We start from the raw sequence: 20,427 nt of genomic DNA on the forward strand, positions 1-20,427 counted from the left end.
GGTAGTCAACCCTCGATATGAGGAGCCACGCTGCCGTCGATAGTCGGGAGCTTTCGGTAACCTGGCCGCGACACCGAATAAGGCAAGGTTGCCGCATCTCGCAACGGCAACCGATCGATCTGTCACTTGCGTCCGATGCCGAGGTTCAGAGCCGAGTTCGGCGCGGTATCCGACTCCGGCGGTCCGATCGCCGCGGAAAACGCGGATGATGGTTGGATGACCTCGATCGATTCAGCAGCGGCGCTCCTGCACGCCGCCTCGCGCATCTCGGTACTCTCGGGTGCCGGTCTTTCGAAGGCGTCAGGGATCCCGACGTACCGCGATGCCGACGGCCTCTGGAGGGACGAGAACGCGGTCAAGTTTTCCCACATCGACGATCTGAAACGCGATCCCGAAGGCTTCCACAACTTCTGGGCGGCGCGGATGGCGGTGTTGTCGGAGGCCAGGCCCAACCCGGAGCACCGCGCGCTCGTCGAGCTGCAGATGCGCAGACCGGGCACGGCGCTCATCACGCAAAACGTCGACGGGCTGCTTGCCGAGGCCGGGGCTCAGGAGGTCTTCGAGCTGCACGGCAACCTGCGGCGCTGGCGATGCGACAGCTGCGGAAACCGGGAAGGGCCCTGGTTGTCGCAACGCTGCCCGCGCTGCGGCTCGCAAGCGAGACCCGACGTCGTGATGTTCGGGGAAATGCTCAACGAGGAACTCCTCACCCGGACGCAAGAGGTCGCGGCGCACAGCGACCTGTTCCTGGTCGTGGGAACCTCTGCGGCAGTTTACCCGGCGGCGGACCTGCCGACGATCGCGGCGACGAACGGTGCCAAGATCATCACGCTCAACATGGAGACGATTGATGTTGATGACGTGGCGGCCGTGGTGCTGCGGGGCCCCGCAGAGGAGCTCCTGCCCGACCTCATTCAGGCCGCCCGGCTCAGGCCGTAGGCAGTCAAACTTCGGCTTCACGAACCCGGCTGCGTTCTCGTCCGCGCCGGCTTCCCTTCGTCCGAGTGAGAGTTGGCGCTGCGAGCCAATGCCGCGATCGGCGGATTTGAGCTGGCGAGAGGACTGAAGGAAGGCCGCGGCGCCGCTAGGGCGCCAGCATCAACACCTTGAATTGGCTGGGCACGATGCGCATGCCCATGGCGTTGCTGCGGTTCTGAACCGAAAGACTCGTCATTCGAGTGGCCGTACTGCCTTTGAGCAGCGCGGCGAACGAGCCTGTCAGATGCCGCGACGGCCCCCCAGGGTGAAGTAGTGTGAATGCGTGATCACCCGGCCCCGCTGGCTGCGATCAGGATGATCGAACATCTGCACCTGCTCAACGCAACCTACGGCTTGAGCCACCCGATTGCCCGCTTCGGCTGGAGCCGGTTGATCTGAAGACTTTGGACTTCATGCCGGCATGCAGCGCTCCCAGCATGCGCGCTGACCATGGCCGGCTTCGCCAGAAACGCACGTTTTCGCTGTAGGACCGAACCCCAAAATACAGACGCGCCGCCCATCACAGCCGTACGATAAGACCCAAGTTCGAACGAGAACGCGGAGGGATTGAAGCATGAGCAAACGCAGGGAAGAACTGGAGACGGTGCCCCACGACTTGGTGCCTACTCCTTGGGGCCTAGAGTCCAAACGGACGCGAGGACGTTCGCGAACACCGTGGCCAAGTTCTGCCGCAGGAACGGCGGCGCGGACACTCCCGAGTCGATGGGCGCCACGGTCCTGCCTGCACCGGAGGTCATTCCTTGACGGGTAGGAACTCATGGCCACATCCTCGAGCTCTCTCAATTTGTTGGAAAAGGCGGTCAATGCTATTGAGCAGGCGGCCCACGAAATGCTGGACAGCGAGCCCGATGTACCGTTCACTGCATCGACCGATCTGCTTTCTCTTAGCCCGAATGAAGTAGAGCGCATCCGCAGCAAGGAGGAGGCAAGCTATCGGACACGGCCCACGCTGTCGGCCATCCATTTCTGCCTGACATCATCCATGGCAATGCTTGCCATTTGCCAGTCACTGATTGAGCAACCACCGACCCAGTCGCCGCGCGAACGCGAACGGCGGTGGAAGAAGCTGGCCTCTGACGCCAAGATAGCAGGCCGCACCGCCTACCGCGCGGCGCTCGTTCTTTCAGATCCTGGTGCGAATGAGGGCCCCGGAGGTCAAGGCGGTGCGTCCCCTAGCGGCACATAGTCTATGCCGACCTGAAGACGGGAAAGCCCACGGAAACAAGTGCCCGCAGAAGATCGTTCTGTCGCTGTCGGACGTGGGTAGTCCCTTCGTATTCGCCTGTGCCAGCTACAACGTCTGTACGAGGCCATGAAAGATGGAAGAATCAGCTTTAATGAGGGTTGCCCCGAAATCCGAAGCTCCGCGCCGCTCTTCGTCGCCGCGCCAGGAGTCCGATGCCCGGTGACATCCGAAAGCATCAACGACGTTGCCGTTGACGGCGTCGGACCGGCGTTCACGATCGCATTCCAGCCGATCGTGGACGTTGAGCGGCGGGAAGTATTCGCGCATGAGGCGCTCGTGCGAGGTGTTCACGGCGAAGGAGCGCTCCAGGTGCTCGGCAGAGTAGAAGCGCGTCATCGGTTTGCCTTCCACGAGGCATGCCGCGTGAAATCGATCGAAATGGCGTCGATGCTCGGCATGCAATCCAGGCTGAGCCTCAACGTTTCTCCCAACGACGTTGCGGGGCCCACGGAGTGTTTTCAGACCGCCATTCGCACGGCCGATCGGGTCCGCTTTCCCATCGATCGCCTGATACTCGAACTCACTGAGGGCGAACCCGTCGCCGATCTGCCCGCGCTGGCCGCGACTTTCCGAGCTTTCCAAAGCTTCGGATTCGCCTCTGCCATCGATGACTTCGGTGCTGCTTATGCAAGCTTTGAACTGCTGGCCGCTTTTCAACCGGACATCGTCAAGCTTGATAGGAGCTTCGTTCGAGACATCCATCTCAGCGCCGTGCGGTTCACCCTCGTGAAGGGGCTCGTTGCGATATGCGACGAGCTTCGGATCAAGGTGCTCGCAGAAGGCGTGGAAACTCCTGAAGAGGTCCAGGTGCTTCGTGGGCTCGGCGTGAGGCTGTTTCAAGGCTTCTTATTTGCCCGCCCCGGCATTGGCATGCTGCCGAATGTTGCCTGGAATGCGGCCTGACCCTCGCACGTTGGTGCAGCAACTGCGCATGCGCATCGCCGATGCGCGCCGCGAAAGCGATGCGGCGCCGCCCGTAGCCGAAGCCGAGAAGGCGTTTGCATGACCGCCGCCGAAACGTGGCGCACATCATCAAGCCCGTCGTTACGTGATCGGCACACGCGCATGTGCATCCCGATGGCCTGAACACTGCAACCTGCAGATCCGCCAAAACGGTATGGCGGCAGGTATGGGCATGTACCTACGACTGCTCCACGGGGCGTCCTACCTTCGCAGGATTCGGCCGATTTCTACATTGACGATGACGCCGAAGTTCAAGCAGGAACAGCGGGCTCCTTACACCCTGTCGGCGTCGAGGAAACCATCATGAAAAAGCTATTGTTGATGTTCACCATTGCGTCATCGTGCCTGGTTGCCGTCCAGACCAGCGCGCAGGTCAGCGCACCTCCAACTCCGGCAACGCTCGGTCCGGCCGACGCCGAATACAAGGCCGCCCGCGACAGGATCGCGGCCGACTCCAAGGCTGCCAAGGCTCAGTGCGACGCCATGAAAGACAATGCCAAGGACGTCTGCATCGAGGAAGCCAAGGGCAAGGACAAGATGGCCAAGGCCGAGCTCGACCAGCAGCGCAAGCCGAGCGACAGCAATGCGCGCAAGGTCGCCGAGGCCAGGGTGGAGGCTGCCTACAACGTCGCCAAGGAGAAATGCGATGCTCACAAGGGCGATGCCAAGGCCGCTTGTGTGAAGCAGGCCAAGGCCGAAGAGGCGAAGGAAAAGGCCGAGATCAAGGCCGTGAAGAAGTGAGCGGCAGGCCGCTGCGGTCCCCTCTCGCGCCACACCACACGTTTGTCACGGTCATGGCGCGTGGCAAGGACAGGCCGAGTTCCTCGGTCGAGACAGCCGCCGGCATCGAGGAACTGCCCGGACTGGGCGGTTGCCGAAGCCACCTCTACCAGCGCCGGACGACTGTCTGCCTGAAGTATGGTTCGCCAGTCTCAGAAGTCCACAAGCGCAGGCGCGCGCTGGGTACCAGAGCAGCAAGGTTTGTCCATCCGCATCATCGGGGTCACGCTCCAGTTTCATGCGGCCTTTGCCAACCACATCGACACGCTGCGCAAGCTGGCTTGTCAGCGAACCGCTGATGAAGGCCTGACAGGCCTCGCGAATTGCATCGAGTCTTTTGCGTTGCTGCTTGCCGCTGAGGCCATCAAGCTCTGCGGCATCGATGGCTTGGCCGATGTCTTCGCGGAACACCGTGATGTCGATGTCCTCAGAGAAGCGGGGGATGAGGTTGAAGGCCTTCGAGAGCGATGTCCCGCCTTTGAAGAGCAGGCGGGGACTACCGGCCTCAAGACCGTTGAACAACGCGTCGAGCGTCCAGCACACCCAAAAGTCCTTCTCGACGTTCTGCACGGCGGTGCCGAGGCGCGCGGCGGTTTCTACGAAGAGCGCCCCTCTGTCGGCATCGCTCGATGCAATCACATCGTCATAGGCTGTGTTCATCGCGGCACCGCCGGGTTGCGAGCGGATGAGGGCTTGCGCCGTGAGGCGGCCGTTGCCGGATCAGGTGGATCAGCGGGCATCGGGTCGAAGCCCGGAATGGTCCTCAGGAAGCTTTGCATCCACGCGGGCAAAACGCCGAAGCCTTGCTTCAAGTCGTTCCGGATGCTGTCACCGTGTTTCGGATCGCCGAGAAGGCGCGCCAGCGTCTTTCTGATGCGGTCGCCATCGGTCGGCAGCATGTCCTTGAGCCAGTGCAAGGCCTGGACGACCCGCATCGCCGGTCTGCCCGCCCAATAGAGGCGGCTTGGCGCTGTCGGCTTGAATTCAATGGTGAGCTTGTCGAGGTGGATGGAGCGAGGCTGCGTGTCTGTGTAGATCGTGACGCGCGCCGGAACCGCATCGGTCAGGCCGAGGTCGTTGGCTGCTGTCATTCCATCGACGAGGATGCGGGCTTGGTCGCGCCGCGCGAGCGCGTCAACGACTGCACGGTAGTCTGGTGAAGTGGGGCGCTTGGTGAGACTGTTAAGGACGGGGCGGTCATACAAGCCGCGGTCGATCCGGCGTAACGCGCCACGTGCGACCATGCGTTGCAGCGTCTTGTCGATGGCGGCGCGCGTTCCTAACGCGGCGAAGTCAGCGGGGACCCAGACATAGCCAGGCGCAGCGGCGTCGATCATGGCGGTGATGCGGTCTACGGTGTCGGACATTTGAACCCCTTGTCCGAAGTTTATATATAAATTTCGGACACTCTGGACTTCTCGTCCTGGGACAGCCACTACATCTAGCGCCTTCGTCGTCGTTCCGCCACTTATCTAGCGCTAGACTGGACGATCCGGGGCGAAGCCCCTTGCGCAAGGGCTCGGTTTGCTGACAGTTGGGGTCACCGGCGGAGCAGCGCCGCCGGCCAGCCGTTGCCCAGCGACGCAAACCAGGCACCCACAGGCCCTGTGCACCGAGCGCCGCCGGAAAGGCCAGCGCCGCCGCATTGCCGCCGCCGATTGCTGGCTGGATCGCGGTGGCGGAATCGGCCAGGCGCCAGCCAAGTTGAGAGTTCTGCTGCATCGGCGCACCCAGCCACGTGGTCACGATCCGGGGCAACAGCTGCCGGCTCGAATCGAAGGTCGCGCTGGCCTGATCAGCCCGACCAGTCCGAGTCGGTAAAGACAGATTGATCGACAACCCGGAGGTCAGTTTCCTGATGTCGCCAGGGGGGGTCAACTCCAGATGTCGTGACAAAGAGCGAAGCCGCTGGGCTGGATGCTCACCGGTTCCTGACCCAGATGACCTGTTTTTAGGTCGATGGCTCAACCACGCGGCTTTCAAGACGAAATCGCCCGTTCACTGCACTGTTATCCAATGGCCTATCCACAGCCTTATCCAATGACGTCAGGGCTGAGGCCACGTGCATACAAATGGTTTCTGGCAACGTCCACTGAGGGAGGCAACCGGGTGTGCTGCTCCACCAAATGGCGGAAGCGAAGACGCATGATCCTCGGCATGAATGGCCGATGGAAACGGAAGACTTAACGACGAACAACTGGCGGCCTCTGCGCACGTCTGGCGCCGAAAAGCATTTCACGGTGAGAAGCACGCGAGTTCCGTGGCACTGCATTTGCGCCGCGGTGGGCGATATACCAGCGACGCTCAGGTGGTGTATGGCGTCGTCGAAGCCACGCTTCCGACGATTGTCGTTAGCGCCGTAGCAGCCTTGACTTAAAGGCCGTGACAGCATGCGAAGGAATGGCTCGCCGCAGTTTGCGATTGGGCCTCGCTGTGCGTGCCTTGTCTCGATATCTTCTTGTTCCGCCTCAGCTAAAGATGGCCGCCGGAGGCTCGAAGGCGCGGATCGGCGGCAGCGCGCCGTCGTAGCGTTCGATTTGCACTGTGCTGAGCTGTCCCGCGCAGCCTTGCGCCAGCGACGAGGTGCCGATGTCGCGCGTCAGCACGTTGGGGTTGCCATGCACGCACATCGGGCGGCCCTGGTCGTCCATCGCAGGGTCGTACCAGGCGCCGGTGGGCAGTTGCACCACGTCTTCGCGCATGTCGGCACACAGGTGGGCGCTGGCCAGGCAGGCGCCGATCTCGTTGAAGAGCCGCACGATGTCGCCCTCCCTGACGCCGCGCGCCGCAGCGGCCGTCGGGTGCAGCGTGCAGACCTCGCGTCCGCGGCGCTTGCTGGCCTGGCTGTGCGCACCGAAGTCGAGCTGGCTGTGCAGCCTGGTGTGCGGTTGGTTGGCGACCAGCCACAGCGGATGCTCGGCGGTCGGCGCGAACTTCGGCGCAAGCCACGCCGGATGGCCCGGGCAGTCGGCGTAGCCGAAGGCGGCAACGGCCGGCGAGCTGACTTGCATCTTGCCGCTCGGTGTGGGCAGCGGCGCGCCGACGGGGTCGTTCCGGAAGGCGCGCAGCATGCCACCGTCGTCGTCCCGCTGCGGCAGCATGAGTTCGCCGCGCTGCCAGAAGGTCTCGAAATCCGGCGCTTCCAGGCCCAGATCCTCGAGCCCGGTGCGGGTGCGTTCGTACAGGTGGGCCAGCCATTCGCGCTTCGTGCGGCCCTCGCTGAAGGCCTCGAGCGCGCCGAGGCGCCCGGCCAGCTCACAGAAGATGTCGTAGTCGTCGCGCGCCAGGCCGCATGGCTCGGCGATGCGGTGCATCGCCACCACCATCGGATCGGTGGGCGTAGCGCCGATGTCCTCGCGCTCCAGCGTCATGGTGCTGGGCAGCACGATGTCGGCATGGCGCGCGGTCGCGGTCCAGGCGATCTCGTGCACGACGAAGGTGTCGAGGGTGCGGAAAGCCTCGGCCAGGCGCGCTAGGTTCTGGTGGTGGTGAAACGGGTTGCCGCCCGCCCAATAGGCGAGGCGGATGTGCGGGTAGGTTCGGCGCTGGCCGTTGTAGTCGAAAGGCTGGCCCGGATTGAGCAGCATGTCGCTGATGCGCGCGACCGGAATGAACGCTTTCACGCCGTTGGTGCCCTGGGGCAGCGCGGCCGCCGGCACGGCGTTGTTGCGCTTGCCGTAGTGCGCCAGCGTGCCCAGCGCGTAGTTGTAGCCGCCACCGGGCAGGCCCAGCTGGCCCAGCGCCGCGGCCAGCACCGCGCCCATCCAGACCGGCTGCTCGCCGTGCTCGGCGCGCTGCAGGGAGTGCGACACGACCACCAGCGTGCGCTTGCCGACGAGCGAGCGGGCCAGGTCGACGAGCTGCTGCGCAGGCAGGTCGCAGATCGATGCGGCCCAGGCGCAGCTCTTGGCCACGCCGTCGCTGCGGCCCATCAGGTAGTCCTCGAACGTGGCCCAGCCGGCGCAGCAGCGGGCAATAAAGTCGCGATCATGCGCGCCGTCGCTGACGATCTGGTGCACCAGGGCCAGCATCAGCGCCGTATCGGTGTTGGGCCTCGCGGGCAGCCATTCGAACTGCGCCTCCTCGGGCAGGTCGCTCCTGAGCGGGCTGATGGAGACGAAGCGGCAGACACGCGCCGCCGCTTCGCGCATGGAACCGCGCTCGATGTGGCGGCTGATGCCGCCCGAGGCCACGCGCGAATTCTTCAGCGCCATGCCGCCGAAGGCCAGTACCACCTCGGTGTGCTCGACGATCTGCTCCCACGTCACGTTGCGGCGCGCCACCTCTTCCATCGAGCCGAGGATGTGCGGCAGCATCGGGCCCGAGGCGCCGGCACTGTAGCTGTTGACCGAGCGCACGTAGCCGCCGAGCGTCGTGTTGAGGAAGCGGTGGACCTGGCTCTGCGCATGATGGAAGCGCCCCGCGCTCGACCAGCCGTAGGAGCCGCCGAAGACCGCGCCGGCGCCGTGCTGTTCCTTCACGCGCCGCAGTTCCCCGGCCAGCAGGTCCAGCACCTCGCTCCATGGCATGGCCACATACGCGTCCTGGCCGCGCATCGGATCGGGTCCCGGGCCGCGCTCCAGCCAGCCCTTGCGCACCATCGGGGTGGTTACGCGCGCCCTGTGGCGCAGCGCATCGGGAAAATTGTCGATCAACGGGTTCGGGTCCGGATCGTCCGGATGCGGCTTCACCGCGAGCGTATGGCCGTCCCAGGCGGCGGAAAAAACGCCCCAGTGGGCACTGTGCGGATGGAAGACGGGCGTGTCGGTCGGCATGGTGCGGATGCTTGCTACTCGGCCTTCAATCCACCGCGCTCGACGGCGCGCCTGTAGTTCGCAACGTCCTTGACGATGAAATCGCGGAACTGGTCGCCGGTCAGCGTGGCTTCCCGCGCACCATCGGCGCGGTAGACCTTGAGCACTTCCGGATCCTTCATGGCTTCCTTGACGGCGCGGCCGATGGTGTCGACTACCTCCCTGGGCGTGCCGGCCGGAGCGGCCAGGCCATACCACTGCGTCATCACGACGTCGATGCCCGACTCCTTGAGCGTGGGCACGTCCGGCAGCGAGGGCACGCGGCGCGGGCTGCTCACGGCCAGCAGCCTGAGCTTGCCGCCGGTGATCTGCCCCATCAGCGGCGTGTAGGGCGCGAAGAAGCTCGCCACCTGGCCGCCGAACAGGTCGTTGAGCGCGGGACCCGAGCCCTTGTAGGGGATGTGCAGGATGTCCAGGCTGGCCTGCTGCTTGACCATCTCCATCACGATCTGCGCCGCGCCGCCGGTGCCGGTCGAAGCGTAGGTGAGCTTGCCCGCCTTGGCCTCGGCCACGTAGTCCTTCATGGTCTCGATCTTCGAGTTGCCGCTCACCATCAGGCCGAAGGGCGTCTCGACCAGCTGGGCAATGGGCACGAAGTCTTGAGGCACCTTGTAGGGCAGGTTGCCGCGAATCGCGGGCGCGCTGCCCAGATTGCCGCTCATGGCGAGGATCAGCGTGTAGCCGTCGGGCCGGGCGCGCGCCACGGTCTCGGCCGCGATGTTCCCGCCGGCGCCCGCCCTGTTGTCCACGATCACCGCCTGGCCGATGTGTTTGCCGAGCGCATTGGCGATGACGCGGCCGTAGAGGTCGCCGCCGCCGCCGGGCGGAAACCCCACGACCAGCTTGATCGGCTGCTCGGGGTAGGCAGCGTGGGCGATGCCCGTCAGGGCCGTGAAGCCCGCCACGGCGAGCAGGGCCGCCGAGCGGCGCAGGAAATGGCGTCTTGGTGTTGGCACGAGGGTGTCTCCGAATGGGCGATCAGGGGATGCAGCCGGCCTCGTCAGGCTGCCGGTCCTGTTGCGATCGGCGCGCCGGGCTGTGCGCTCCATTCGCTCCACGATCCGGGGTACAGCGCCGCGCCCTTCAGGCCCGCCACTTCCATGGCCAGCAGGTTGTGGCAGGCGGTGACACCCGAGCCGCACTGGTTTACCAGGTCTGTGGCGGGCCTGCCGCCGGTGATGGCGTCGAACTCGGCGCGCAGCTGGTGGGCGGGCTTGAAGCGGCCGTCGGCGTCCAGGTTGTCCTTGAACAGGCGGTTCTTCGCGCCGGGAATGTGGCCACCGACCGGATCGATCGTTTCGTTCTCGCCTCGGAAGCGGTCGGGTGCGCGGGCGTCGAGCACAAGCTTGCGCCGACTGTCGATGTTGGCTTTCACCTGGTCGTAGGAAAAGGTCGTGACCAGCGGTTCGCGCAACGCGAAGTTGCCGGGCGCCCGCGCGGATGTCGCCTCGGTTGACACCGCATGGCCCGCGGCCTTCCAGGCCGCGATGCCTCCGTCGAGCACGACCACGGCGCGGTGCCCGGCCCAGCGCAGCATCCACCAGAGGCGCGCTGCATACATGCCGCCCGCGTTGTCGTACGCCACGACCTGGGTGTCGCCGGCCACGCCGATCGCGGCCATGGTGCGGGCGAAGGCTTCGCGGGTGGGCAGCGGATGGCGGCCGTTGCGGCCGGTCTTCTCGGCCGAGAGGGCATGTTCCAGATGGAGGTAGACCGCTCCGGGGATGTGCCCCGCGTCGTAGGCCTGCTGGCCGGCGTCGAGCTTGGTCAGTTCGAAGCTGCAGTCCAGCACCAGTGGGGGATGCGCACTGCGTTGCGCGTCGGCCAGTTGCTCGGCGGAGATGAGGGTGTCGTAGGTCATGTGGTTCATTTCCTGGAATCGGGGAGGGCGTCCATGGCGCGCAGCGAACAGGGGGTGCGGCTGGCGATGGTTCATTGGGAGACTTCCTTCATCAGCGCAGGCGTGATCGCCGCCTTGTAGCGCGTGATGTCCTCCACGATGAAGTTTCGAAAGCCATCCATCGGCAGGTCGCGCTCGATGGCGGCGTCCTTGCGAATGGCATCGCGCACCTCCGGCGTCGCCAGTGCGCGGCCGAGGTGATCGGACAGCAGCTTCACCACCGCCTGCGGCGTGCCGGCGGGCGCCACCAGGCCGTACCACTGCGTCACCGGCACGTTCACCCCAAGCTCCCTGAAGGTCGGCACCTCGGGGATCGCCGGGTTGCGCTTTTCTCCGGTGATCGCCAGCAGCCGCAGCTGGCCCTGGCGCACCTGGCCGACCAGCGGGGATGCGGTGGCGAAGAAGCTGTCGACCTGGCCGCCCATCATGTCGGTGATGGCCGGGCCCGACCCCTTGTAGGGCACGTGCAGCATCTCCACGCCGGCCTTCTGCTTGACCATTTCCATGCCGATGTGTGCGGCGCCGCCAGTGCCGGTGGAGGCGAAGCTCAGCTTCTGCGTCTTCGCGGCATCGAGCAGGTCGCGCGCCGTCTTGAAGCGCGAACCTTGGCTGACGAACAGGCCGTGCGGCGCCTCCAGGATCAGCCCGATCGCCGTGAAGTCGTCGGGCACCTTGTAGGGAATGCTCTGCGCCTTCATGGCGGGCGAGACCGCCAGGTTGCCGCTCATGGCCAGCAAGAGGGTGTAGCCATCGGGCCTGGCCTTGGCAACGATGTCGGCGGCAATGTTGCCGCCGGCGCCGGCGCGGTTGTCGACGACCACGGCCTGCCCGAGCGTCTTGCCCATGGCGTTGGCGATCAACCGGCCGTACAGGTCGCCGCCGCCGCCGGGCGGAAAACCCACCACGAGCTTGAGGGGCTGCTCGGGGTAGGCCGCCTGGGCGGCGGGCGCGGCCAGGGCCAGCATGCCGGCGCCGGCCAACGCGAGGACGCACAGACGGCGGCGGCTCGGGACGAGGGTGTGCATGTCATGTCTCCTTTGTTTGTTCGTGAGCGGGGAGGCGCTGTGCGCACCCGTGGGGATGCAATTCAGCGGAGCCAGGCCGCCTGCGCGGCCACGACACGGTCGACCGAGGCGCCGCACTGGCCCAGATAGGCCGCGGGATCCGTCATGTCGCGGATCTCGTCGTCGGTCAGCAGCTTGCCGAGGCCCGCGTGCTCGCGCATCGCGTCGGCGAACGTCAGCTTCTGCGTGATGCCGTGCATCGAGGCCTCGTAGATCCATTCGTGCGCGGTCTGCTTGCCGACGCGCTCCGACAGTTCCAGCATCACGCGTTCCGACAGCAGGTAGCCGCGCATCCTGTCGAGGTTGATGGCCATCACGTCGGCATTCACCTTCAGGCCCGCCAGCAGGTTCCTGGCCTGGAACAGCATGGCGCCGGCGATCATGCAGCACTCGGGCAAGGCCTTCCATTCCATCTTCCAGGCGATGCCGTCGCGCTCGCCCTCCTGCACCATGCCCTCGACCATCATTGCGGCGTTGTAGCGCAGCGGCCTGGACAGGCCCGCCAGGTTCTCGGCGGAGGTCGGGTTGCGCTTGTGCGGCATGGTGGACGAGCCGAGCTTCCCTTCAGAGAAACCTTCCTCGACTTCGCCGAACTCGTTGCGCTGCATGTTGAAGAGCTCGTTGCCGATCTTCGACAGCGTGCTGCCCACCATGGCGAGCAGGCTCGTGTATTCGGTGAAGCGGTCGCGCGCCGGTGCCCAGCTGATCGTGGGCACGCCCAGGCCGAGCTTCTGCAGCAGCAGGGCCTCGAGCTCGATCGCCTTCGGGCCCAGCGAAGCCTGGCTGCCCACCGCACCGGCGAGCATGCCGACCAGGACGCGCGGTGCGGCCTGCACCAGGCGCTCGTGGTGGCGGCCGAGCTCGTCGAGCCACAGCGCACACTTGTGGCCAAAGGTGATCGGCAGCGCCTGCACGCCGTGCGTGCGGCCCGCCATGGGCGTGTCGCGGTGGGCCACGGCCAGGCGGCTGAGTTCCTTGCCCACGGCCTGCAGGTCGCGCATCGCCACGGCGTGGAATTCCTTGAGCTGCAGTGCCACGCCGGTATCGACCACGTCCTGTGTGGTGGCGCCGTAGTGCACCCATTCGCCGTTCTCCCTGGAGCAGGCGGCCTGCAATTGCTTGAGTGCTGGTACCAGTGAATGCTTGATGCGGCGGATCTCGGCCGACATCGCGGCGATGTCGATGTTCTCGACCTTGGCCTTGCTCGCGATCTCCTTCGCGGCGGCTGCCGGGATGATGCCCAGCTCGGCCTGTGCGGACGCCAGCGCGGCTTCGAAGTCGAGCCACTTCTGGATGCGGTTCTCCTCGCCGAAGATGGTGCGCAGTTCATCGGTGCCCCAAAGGTGCTGAAGCGATTGCATGTCGAAGACGGAAACGGGCATGGAAGTCCTGTGGGTATTAGCGAGAGGTGAGGGAGTCCAGCAACGCGCGCGGCAGCATGCGGCCTGGGTTGAAGGTGTTGGCCGGGTCCAGCGCACGTTTGATTTGCGCCATCGCGGCCAGCGCGACCGGGCTCTTGTAGTGCATGAAGGCCGCTTGCTTTTGCCGCCCGATGCCGTGCTCCGCGGAGATGGAGCCGCCCAGCCGCGCAGCGGTGGCATGCACGACGCCGTGCACCGCCTCCTCGTGCGAACGGAAATCGGCATCGGCCATGCCGGCAGGCTTGCTCTGGTTGTAGTGCAGGTTGCCGTCGCCCACGTGGCCGAAGCAGACGATGCGAATGCCGGGCATCAGCTGCTGCAGCGCCGCGCCGGCCTCGGCGATGAAATCGGGAATGCGCGAGATGGCCACGGAGATGTCGTGCTTGATCGACGGGCCTTCCAGCCGCTGGGCCTCGGGGACGTGCTCGCGCAGCGCCCAGAAGGCATGGGCCTGGCTGTCGGAGGCGGCGAGCGCGGCATCCAGCACCAGCCCGTCATGCATTACGGCACCCAGCACGTCCTCCACCGCTGGCTGCAGGTCCAGGCTCGCGGAGACTTCGGACACGTCGAGCAGGACCGACCACGGCGTCACGCCGCCAAGCGGTGCGCGCATGCCTGCCGTGGCGTGCCGGAGCACCAGGCCCAGCGGGCCTTCGCCGATCAGCTCGAACGCGGTCACGCGCTCGCCCACCGCATCGGTCAGTCGCGACAGCAGCACCACCGCGGCCTGCGGGTCGCGCACCGCGACCCAGGCCGTGACCACCTGGCGCGGCCGCGAAAAGAGCTTGAAGGTGACGGCGGTCACGATGCCCAGCGTGCCTTCGCCGCCGATGAAGAGCTGCTTCAGGTCGTAGCCCGTGTTGTCCTTGCGCAGCGCACCCAGCAGATCGAGCACGCGGGCATCGGCCAGCACCACTTCCAGGCCCAGCACCAGCTCGCGCGTGTTGCCGTAGCGCAGGACCTGCTCGCCGCCCGCGTTGGTGGAGACCACGCCGCCCACCGTGGCACTGCCTTCGGATGCCAGAGAGAGCGGGAACAGGCGGCCCGCCGCCTCGGCCGCCGCCTGCGCCTCGAGCACGGTGCAGCCGGCCTCGACCGTGAGCGTGTTGTCCAGCGGATCCGCGCGGCGAACGGCGCGCATGCGCTCGAGGCTCAGCACCACCTCGGTCCTCGAATCGTCGGGCGTAGAGCCACCGACGAGGCCGGTGTTGCCGCCCTGCGGCACGATGGACACGCCCGCGGCCGCGCAGGCCGCGACCACGCGCGACACCTCGTCGGTGCTGGCCGGCCGCACCACGGCGCGTGCGGCGCCGGGGTAGGTGCGGCGCCACTCGGCCTCGTAGCGGGCCATGTCGGTGGCGGCCGTCAACACGTGGGCGGCGCCCACGATATCGGACAGCGTCTCGGCCAGCGTGTCGGTGACAGGGGCGGCGGGAATGGCGATGGTCGCGGTCATGCAGAAGGCGGGTGCCTCTACGCGCCGATCGTCCTGGCGCGAGAAAAACACCCGATGTCTCCGTCTCTAAAAACGCTTCTCGGCAACCCTGCACGATGGAGCAGGGCGGCCCTGCTCCATCGTGCAGGGATGGCTCATCTATGATTTGAAGTATTTCATTGATTGAAATATAGTTCAATAAACAAAATTCTAGTGAGCGTGCCCGGCACTGTCAACCGTGCCCGCACCGATGCGACGATCGAACACAATCTGCACCCATGAGATCCACCCCACCTTCGAAAAAGACATCGGACCTGAGCCCGGCTCGCAAGACGGCACGGCGTGCATCGAACGTCGCCTCGCTCGCGAAAGCGCCGGCATCCGAGGTGGAGGCCAGTGCGCCGCAGCCGCCCTCCGGCGTGCTCGAGCGCGGCCTGTCGATCCTCGAATGCTTCACCGAGGACCGGTTGCGCCTGAAACTGCGCGAGCTGGCCGAATGCACGGGCCTGGACAAGGCCACGCTGCTGCGGCTGCTCGGTGTGCTGGTGCGAGCCCGCATGGTCCACCGCTTCGACGACGGCGCCTACGCGCCCGGCCCGGCGCTGCTGCACATGGGCATGCTTTACCGGCGCACCTTCGATATCGGGACACGGCTGCAGCCGGTCCTGCAGGAGGTGATGCGGCAGACAGGCGAGACGGTGGCCTTCTACGTGCGCGATGGCGATGAACGCGTCTGCCTCTACCGCGAGAACAGCAGCAACGAGGTGCGCCACCATGTGGAAGTGGGCGCGCGGCTCAAGCTTTCGGCTGGCGGCTCGTCGTCGCATGTGCTGCGCTATTTCACGGGTGGCAGCACGCCCCAGGCGGCGGCCATAGCGCGCGACGGCTTTGCCATCACTCGCGAGGAACGCGTGCCGCAGATCGCGTCGGTGGCCGTGCCGGTGTTCGACAGCGATGGAGTCTTCCAGGGCGCGCTGGTCGTGATCGGTATCGCGCAACGGCAGAGCGCGGCGGCCCAGCGCAAGGCCGTGCAGATCGCGCAACAAGCCTTGGTGCAGCAGGGCTTCAGCAGCCGTCCGCCCCGGGACTGGCACCGCTAGCCGCAGCGGGCGGGGCGCGCATGCCCCGACGGGTCAGCCGTTGTGCCGGTTTCGCCTTCCAGGCATGAAGCGGCAGACGCTAGGTTGCGCCGAACAGCGCGCTGGCCGGCGCGAAGGGCGCTGCGTCCTGCGCTGCATCCGTGAACCTCTCGCACCAAGCCCCCAGCGCGGCGGCCTGCGCATCGTTCATCGCGGGCACGAAGATGCGCATGCGTTGCTGCAGGCCGGCCCACGTGTAGGGGTCTTCGGGATCGCCGCGGCGCAGTTCACGGTAGGCCGCGAGCTGCCTTCCATCGTGCAGCGTGATGGTCACCCGGCTTGGGCGGCGCTGTGGAAAGGCCTCTTGGAACTCGTCCTTCGGCAGCACCCACATGCGCGCGGCTAGCGCACGCAGCGTCGGGTTGTCGATGTCGGGCGCCTCGGTGTCGGCGATGCCGAGCGCGCCTTTTTGCAGCAGCACCGCCAGCACGTAGCGCAGGCAGAAGCTAGCCTCGGCCGGCTTGACGGGCCACTGCACACCAGCGATCTTGAGCGCGTGCGGGAAGATCTCGATCTTCATCGACTGCACGTCGGCGGCGCTGATGGCGTGCTCCTCGATGAGCGCGCGCGTGGCGTCGAGCGGCGTGAAAAGCATCGCGCATGCCGGCCAGGCCTTGATGCTGGCTGTATGCAGCCGCTCGGGCGCGTCCAGCCCCCCATCCACTGAGGCCAATGGCCCTTCGCCCGCGAGCGCGGCGTACATGCCGCGCCGCCCGGTAAAGAAGGCTCGCGCGCCCGGCAGGCCGACCTGAGCGGCGTATGCTGCCGTCATGCCGTTACGCACGGCGAACGCGGGGTGCAGCGACTTGGATTCGTGCGCATCGTCGTCCACCAGTTGCCAGAGGCCGGCCGCCTGCGTGGCGGCGATGCCCAGCGCATGGTGCAGCCGTGGAGCATCCAGTCCCATCGCCATGCCGGCCGCAGCGGCTGCGCCGACGGTGCCGGCCGTGGCGGTCGCGTGAAACAGGCCTGCGTGGCGCGCGCCCAAGGCCTCGCCCAAACGCAGTGCGACTTCGTAACCGGCCACGATGGCCCGTGCGGCGCGTTCGCGCGTCAGCCTGAGGGAAGACGCCAGCGCCAGCACAGGCGTGATGGCGACCACGCCCGGATGCAGCATCGCCGCACGGTGGGCGTCGTCGATTTCGCGAAGGTGCGTGATGCCGGCGTTGACGAAGCCAGCGGCCAGCGGTGTCGCGCACGCGGCGTTGGTTCCGAACAGCGCCGCTTGGCCCGCGCCGGGCATCAGCGTCTGTCCCAGGCCGCGCAGCGTCGCGGCGGCCGGCAAGTCCCGAGCCGACCAGCCGGCGGTGAACCAGTCCAGCAGTGCCTGCGCCAGTCGCGCGCGCGCAACTGCCCGCAACGGCTGCGCCGCCTGATCGAACAGGTGCGCCACCAGAGTGGATTCGGGCAGGGCCGCGTTGGCGGAAGCTGTGGTCACGGCGATCACCATATTTTATTGAATGAAATAGATATCATTATATAAAATACTGCTTCTTGCTGAGACTTCCATGAGCCTCTCCATTCAATCCTTCTTCGATACGTCCACCGCCACGTTTTCCCATGTGGTCGACGACGGCGCTGGCGTCTGTGCCGTCGTCGACCCGGTGCTGGGCTTCGACCAGAATTCCGGTCGCACCCATTCGCGTCCGGTCGAGACCGTTGCCGCGCACATCGATGCGCACGGCCTGCGGGTGCAGTGGCTCCTTGAGACGCATGCCCATGCGGATCACCTGTCCGGCGCGCCCTGGCTGCAGCGGCGCTTCGGCGGCGCGCTGGCGATCGGCGCGGGCATCACCGAGGTGCAACGTGAATTCCGCGGTGTCTTCAACGCCGACGACATGGCTGTGGACGGCTCGCAGTTCAACCGGCTGTTCGCCGATGGCGAGGTCTTCTCCATCGGCCGACTGCAGGCTCAGGCGATGCATGTGCCTGGTCATACGCCAGCTGACGTGGCGTATCGCATCTCGGATCCCGGGGGCGGCCCGGATGCCGTCTTTGTGGGCGACACCTTGTTCATGCCCGACGTGGGCACGGCCCGCTGCGATTTCCCAGGCGGCGACGCGCCCACCTTGTTCCGTTCGATCCGCCGCCTATTGACGCTGCCGCTGAAGACAGTGCTCTACCTTTGCCACGACTACCCGCCCGCGCACCGCGAGGCAACCTGCATCACCTCTGTCGCACAACAGCGCGCTGACAACATCCATGTGCGCGACGGCGTACTCGAGGCGGTATTCGTTGCGCGCCGCCAAGCTCGCGACGCCACGCTGGCTTTGCCGACGCTGATGCTGCCGTCGGTGCAGGTCAACATGCGCGGCGGCCGCATGCCGCCTTCGGATGCCAACGGCACCGCCTATCTGAAGATTCCCGTGGACCGGTTGTGAACACGCGTTGGCGGCAGAAGGACTTGGGGGGGCGGTATTCGATTGCGTCTTCGCCCCGATCTCGCGTACGCCCTTGGCCGAAACGAATGCTATTGACGTAGCTATGCTGCAACGGCTCGGCCCCCCCGCGCATTGAGTCTGAAAACGCTCACTGCGCACCAGGCTGTCGGACACGCAGCGACTGCGCCGCGGCCGAGTGGGCTTCACGCTGCCAGGTATACCCGTGGTGGCGTCGCTGCGGCCCAATTGCCGCGGCTCCGCGGCTCCTGTCTAAGGCAACGCTGAAAAAGCCGCCGATTTGATTGGTTCATCGGCGAGGGGTTTGCGCATTGCGGGATTGAGGGCCGGAGAGGAGCGATTTCGAGGCGATTGGGCGCCATGGGTGCCCGCGCAGGGGCGCTGGGCGCCCATTGTGGACGCACTCATATTCCAACCACTTGGGACATTGATAGCTGTCATGCACCAGCTTGCGATGGCTCAACCCGCCGCCCGGCACTTCGCGCGGACCGTCAAACACGGTCCCACCGCCGGCGGTGAGCCAAGCGGCCCACCGCGAGATCGACGACTTCATGACCGTCCCGCGCTCGCGCTCAAGGTGACGAGAAGCTCGTCCAATTGCTCGAACTGCTCGGGCATCCCGCCCTCCATCCCGACGATGGCACCGTCGAGAGCATCCTTCGAGGGATAGAGTTCATGCAAGACCAGCAGCGTCTTGCCACCTTTTTCCTCGAAGGTCACCGTGGTGACGGCACCATCGTCACTTTCGTCATTGGTCCAGACGAGGCGCGAGTGCGGTGTCACTTCGATATACCTACCGAAGAACGCCATAGGCTTTGAGGCTTCGTGGCCGAACTCGAAACGGTACCTGCCCCCGACACGAACATCCGCCTCGCAGGAAAGCAGGGACACGCCTGTCGACTTCGGTGCCCACCACCGCTTGAGCAGCTCGGGCTTGGTCCACGCCTCGAACACGATGCGCGCCGGGCCGTTGAAGGTTCGCGTAACGACTAGCTCACGCTCGGATTTCCGTTCCACTGTCGTGCGGTTCTTCATGAGGGTAGGCTCACTCTCTCTTCTTGCGTCCATCGACCTTCTCCTTCCGTTTCAGTTCCTCGACAACCTTGTCCAGCTCGTCGAAGCGGGCGTCCCAGAGCTGGTGGTACCTCTCGATCCATGCCGCCTCTTCCTCAAGTCGGCGCAGGCCGAGCTTGCAGGTCCGCACGCGCCCGACCTTCTCCGTGGTGACGAGCCCCGCCTGCTCCAAGACGCCGACATGCTTCTTCACGCCCGTGAGGGTCATGTGGAACTTCTCGGCAAGGTCCGTGATTGAAGCGTCCGCACCGCCGAGCTGCTCCAGAACGCCGCGTCGGGTGGCGTCCGAGAGCGCGGCGAACGAGGCATCGAAGCGGGCCCGCCTATACTGAACCACACAGTTCAGTATACACACGGATTGGCGGCATGCAAGGGGAGGCCGAGCGCGCGCTGCGCTGCCGGCCGCCTTCCCCAAATCGACCCCATCTTGATGCAGATTCAATCGACTCGGCGATCCCCAGGCCCGTAGCTTCGGAATTAAAAAAAGTCCACCACCCTTGCGTCGTTGCGTTGTAGCTGGATGAAGCAACAAACCCTTGCCGCAGCAGCCGGTCAAGGTGCCGGATTCGAACAGTACCGCCGAGCAACCAAGCGCGATGTGTTCCTTGCGACGATGAACGAGATCGTTCCCTGGCACGCACTGTGCGAGGTGATCGAACCGCACTACCCGAAGGCCGGCAACGGCCGCCCACCAATGGGCCTGGAGCGCATGCTGCGGATGTACTTCGTGCAGCACTGGTTCAACCTGGCCAATGAGGCTTGTGAAGAGGCGCTGCTGGACAGCACGGCACTACGCGACTTCGTGGGCATTGATCTGGGCCGAGAGCGCGTGCCCGACGGCACGACGTTGCTGAAGTTTCGTCGTCTGCTGGAGAAGCATCAACTGGGCGAGCGGCTGTTTGCCACGGTCGGCCAGGTGCTGCAGGCCCGGGGCCTGAAGGTGGGCACGGGCACCATCGTGGACGCCACCATCATCGGTGCGCCCAGCTCGACGAAGAACGCCGACAAGGCGCGCGATCCCGAGATGCAACAGACGCGCAAGGGCCAGCAATGGTTCTTCGGCATGAAGATGCACATCGGCGTGGACAGCGCTAACCAAGTCGCTGCCATGCCTCACGCTTTTCTTCGGCGTAGTCATGATGCAGATAGTGCCTGCGCACTTTGCTGCCTGGCAACACGTGGTTCTGGCAGCG

At 65.7% G+C, this 20,427-nt stretch carries 18 protein-coding genes and 2 pseudogenes; 7 read left to right on the forward strand and 13 right to left on the reverse strand.

The window, feature by feature from the left end:
* Window positions 1-216 precede the first annotated feature (216 nt).
* On the forward strand, window positions 217-939 hold the full coding sequence (locus ACSQ9A_RS29345) for an SIR2 family NAD-dependent protein deacylase (protein WP_436306464.1): 723 nt from the start codon (window positions 217-219) through the stop codon (window positions 937-939).
* Between the two features lie 145 nt (window positions 940-1,084).
* On the opposite strand, the pseudogene ACSQ9A_RS29350 reads toward ACSQ9A_RS29345, so the two are convergent.
* Window positions 1,085-1,237: pseudogene (locus ACSQ9A_RS29350) on the reverse strand (type VI secretion protein); the annotation flags it as partial.
* A gap of 519 nt (window positions 1,238-1,756) precedes the next feature.
* Here ACSQ9A_RS29350 and ACSQ9A_RS29355 point away from each other — a divergent pair.
* Window positions 1,757-2,185: a hypothetical protein gene (locus ACSQ9A_RS29355; RefSeq protein WP_436306465.1), complete on the forward strand. Its 429-nt coding sequence runs from the start codon at window positions 1,757-1,759 to the stop codon at window positions 2,183-2,185.
* Window positions 2,186-2,290: 105 nt separating this feature from the next.
* Here ACSQ9A_RS29355 and ACSQ9A_RS29360 read toward each other — a convergent pair whose 3' ends face one another.
* Window positions 2,291-2,581 carry a hypothetical protein gene (locus ACSQ9A_RS29360; RefSeq protein WP_436307781.1) on the reverse strand — a complete coding sequence of 97 codons (291 nt, stop codon included), beginning with the start codon at window positions 2,579-2,581 and terminating at the stop codon, window positions 2,291-2,293.
* Here ACSQ9A_RS29360 and ACSQ9A_RS29365 point away from each other — a divergent pair.
* Together ACSQ9A_RS29365 and ACSQ9A_RS29370 are read left to right on the forward strand one after the other, a co-directional pair.
* Window positions 2,480-3,148, forward strand: coding sequence for an EAL domain-containing protein (locus tag ACSQ9A_RS29365; RefSeq protein WP_436307726.1), 669 nt, complete (start codon window positions 2,480-2,482; stop codon window positions 3,146-3,148). The two genes, ACSQ9A_RS29360 and ACSQ9A_RS29365, sit on opposite strands and share 102 nt — an antisense overlap.
* Before the next feature lie 363 nt (window positions 3,149-3,511).
* Entirely contained in the window at window positions 3,512-3,949 is a 438-nt protein-coding gene (locus ACSQ9A_RS29370; protein ID WP_093110321.1) for a hypothetical protein, read from the forward strand.
* Between the two features lie 51 nt (window positions 3,950-4,000).
* Here ACSQ9A_RS29370 and ACSQ9A_RS29375 read toward each other — a convergent pair whose 3' ends face one another.
* The 8 genes from ACSQ9A_RS29375 to ACSQ9A_RS29410 form a co-directional block, all read right to left on the reverse strand.
* Window positions 4,001-4,648 (reverse strand): nucleotidyl transferase AbiEii/AbiGii toxin family protein, encoded by a 648-nt coding sequence (locus ACSQ9A_RS29375; RefSeq protein ID WP_436306466.1) that lies wholly within the window; start codon window positions 4,646-4,648, stop codon window positions 4,001-4,003.
* The gene (locus ACSQ9A_RS29380; protein ID WP_436306467.1) at window positions 4,645-5,355 is read right to left on the reverse strand and encodes a DUF6088 family protein; all 711 of its coding nucleotides are present in this window, start codon (window positions 5,353-5,355) and stop codon (window positions 4,645-4,647) included. Before ACSQ9A_RS29380 ends, ACSQ9A_RS29375 begins: the two co-directional genes overlap by 4 nt.
* Window positions 5,356-6,456: 1,101 nt before the next feature.
* Complete coding sequence (locus ACSQ9A_RS29385) at window positions 6,457-8,763, reverse strand: molybdopterin-dependent oxidoreductase (protein ID WP_436306468.1); 2,307 nt, start codon at window positions 8,761-8,763, stop codon at window positions 6,457-6,459.
* Between the two features lie 14 nt (window positions 8,764-8,777).
* Window positions 8,778-9,758, reverse strand: coding sequence for a Bug family tripartite tricarboxylate transporter substrate binding protein (locus ACSQ9A_RS29390; RefSeq protein ID WP_436306469.1), 981 nt, complete (start codon window positions 9,756-9,758; stop codon window positions 8,778-8,780).
* A gap of 44 nt (window positions 9,759-9,802) precedes the next feature.
* Window positions 9,803-10,672: a sulfurtransferase gene (locus ACSQ9A_RS29395; protein WP_436307727.1), complete on the reverse strand. Its 870-nt coding sequence runs from the start codon at window positions 10,670-10,672 to the stop codon at window positions 9,803-9,805.
* Window positions 10,673-10,734: 62 nt separating this feature from the next.
* Window positions 10,735-11,727 carry a tripartite tricarboxylate transporter substrate binding protein gene (locus ACSQ9A_RS29400; RefSeq protein ID WP_436306470.1) on the reverse strand — a complete coding sequence of 331 codons (993 nt, stop codon included), beginning with the start codon at window positions 11,725-11,727 and terminating at the stop codon, window positions 10,735-10,737.
* Between the two features lie 62 nt (window positions 11,728-11,789).
* Entirely contained in the window at window positions 11,790-13,148 is a 1,359-nt protein-coding gene (purB, locus tag ACSQ9A_RS29405) for an adenylosuccinate lyase (RefSeq protein ID WP_436306471.1), read from the reverse strand.
* Between the two features lie 16 nt (window positions 13,149-13,164).
* The gene (locus tag ACSQ9A_RS29410) at window positions 13,165-14,643 is read right to left on the reverse strand and encodes an FAD-binding oxidoreductase (protein ID WP_436306472.1); all 1,479 of its coding nucleotides are present in this window, start codon (window positions 14,641-14,643) and stop codon (window positions 13,165-13,167) included.
* 257 nt (window positions 14,644-14,900) lie between these two features.
* Here ACSQ9A_RS29410 and ACSQ9A_RS29415 point away from each other — a divergent pair, with 257 nt between their 5' ends.
* On the forward strand, window positions 14,901-15,722 hold the full coding sequence (locus tag ACSQ9A_RS29415) for an IclR family transcriptional regulator (protein WP_436306473.1): 822 nt from the start codon (window positions 14,901-14,903) through the stop codon (window positions 15,720-15,722).
* Between the two features lie 79 nt (window positions 15,723-15,801).
* On the opposite strand, the gene ACSQ9A_RS29420 is transcribed toward ACSQ9A_RS29415, so the two are convergent.
* The gene (locus tag ACSQ9A_RS29420; RefSeq protein ID WP_436306474.1) at window positions 15,802-17,199 is read right to left on the reverse strand and encodes an MmgE/PrpD family protein; all 1,398 of its coding nucleotides are present in this window, start codon (window positions 17,197-17,199) and stop codon (window positions 15,802-15,804) included.
* A gap of 70 nt (window positions 17,200-17,269) precedes the next feature.
* On the opposite strand from ACSQ9A_RS29420, the gene ACSQ9A_RS29425 reads away from it, so the two are divergent.
* Window positions 17,270-18,142: an MBL fold metallo-hydrolase gene (locus ACSQ9A_RS29425; RefSeq protein WP_436306475.1), complete on the forward strand. Its 873-nt coding sequence runs from the start codon at window positions 17,270-17,272 to the stop codon at window positions 18,140-18,142.
* Between the two features lie 567 nt (window positions 18,143-18,709).
* Here ACSQ9A_RS29425 and ACSQ9A_RS29430 read toward each other — a convergent pair.
* Window positions 18,710-19,195 (reverse strand): SRPBCC family protein, encoded by a 486-nt coding sequence (locus ACSQ9A_RS29430; protein ID WP_436306476.1) that lies wholly within the window; start codon window positions 19,193-19,195, stop codon window positions 18,710-18,712.
* Between the two features lie 10 nt (window positions 19,196-19,205).
* Complete coding sequence (locus ACSQ9A_RS29435) at window positions 19,206-19,589, reverse strand: ArsR/SmtB family transcription factor (RefSeq protein ID WP_436306477.1); 384 nt, start codon at window positions 19,587-19,589, stop codon at window positions 19,206-19,208.
* A 165-nt stretch (window positions 19,590-19,754) separates the two neighbouring features.
* Here ACSQ9A_RS29435 and ACSQ9A_RS29440 point away from each other — a divergent pair.
* Window positions 19,755-20,336 (forward strand): annotated as a pseudogene (locus tag ACSQ9A_RS29440) (IS5 family transposase); the annotation flags it as partial.
* Window positions 20,337-20,427 lie beyond the last annotated feature (91 nt).

Source organism: Variovorax sp. LjRoot290 (assembly GCF_964253985.1).
Classification (GTDB): domain Bacteria; phylum Pseudomonadota; class Gammaproteobacteria; order Burkholderiales; family Burkholderiaceae_C; genus Variovorax.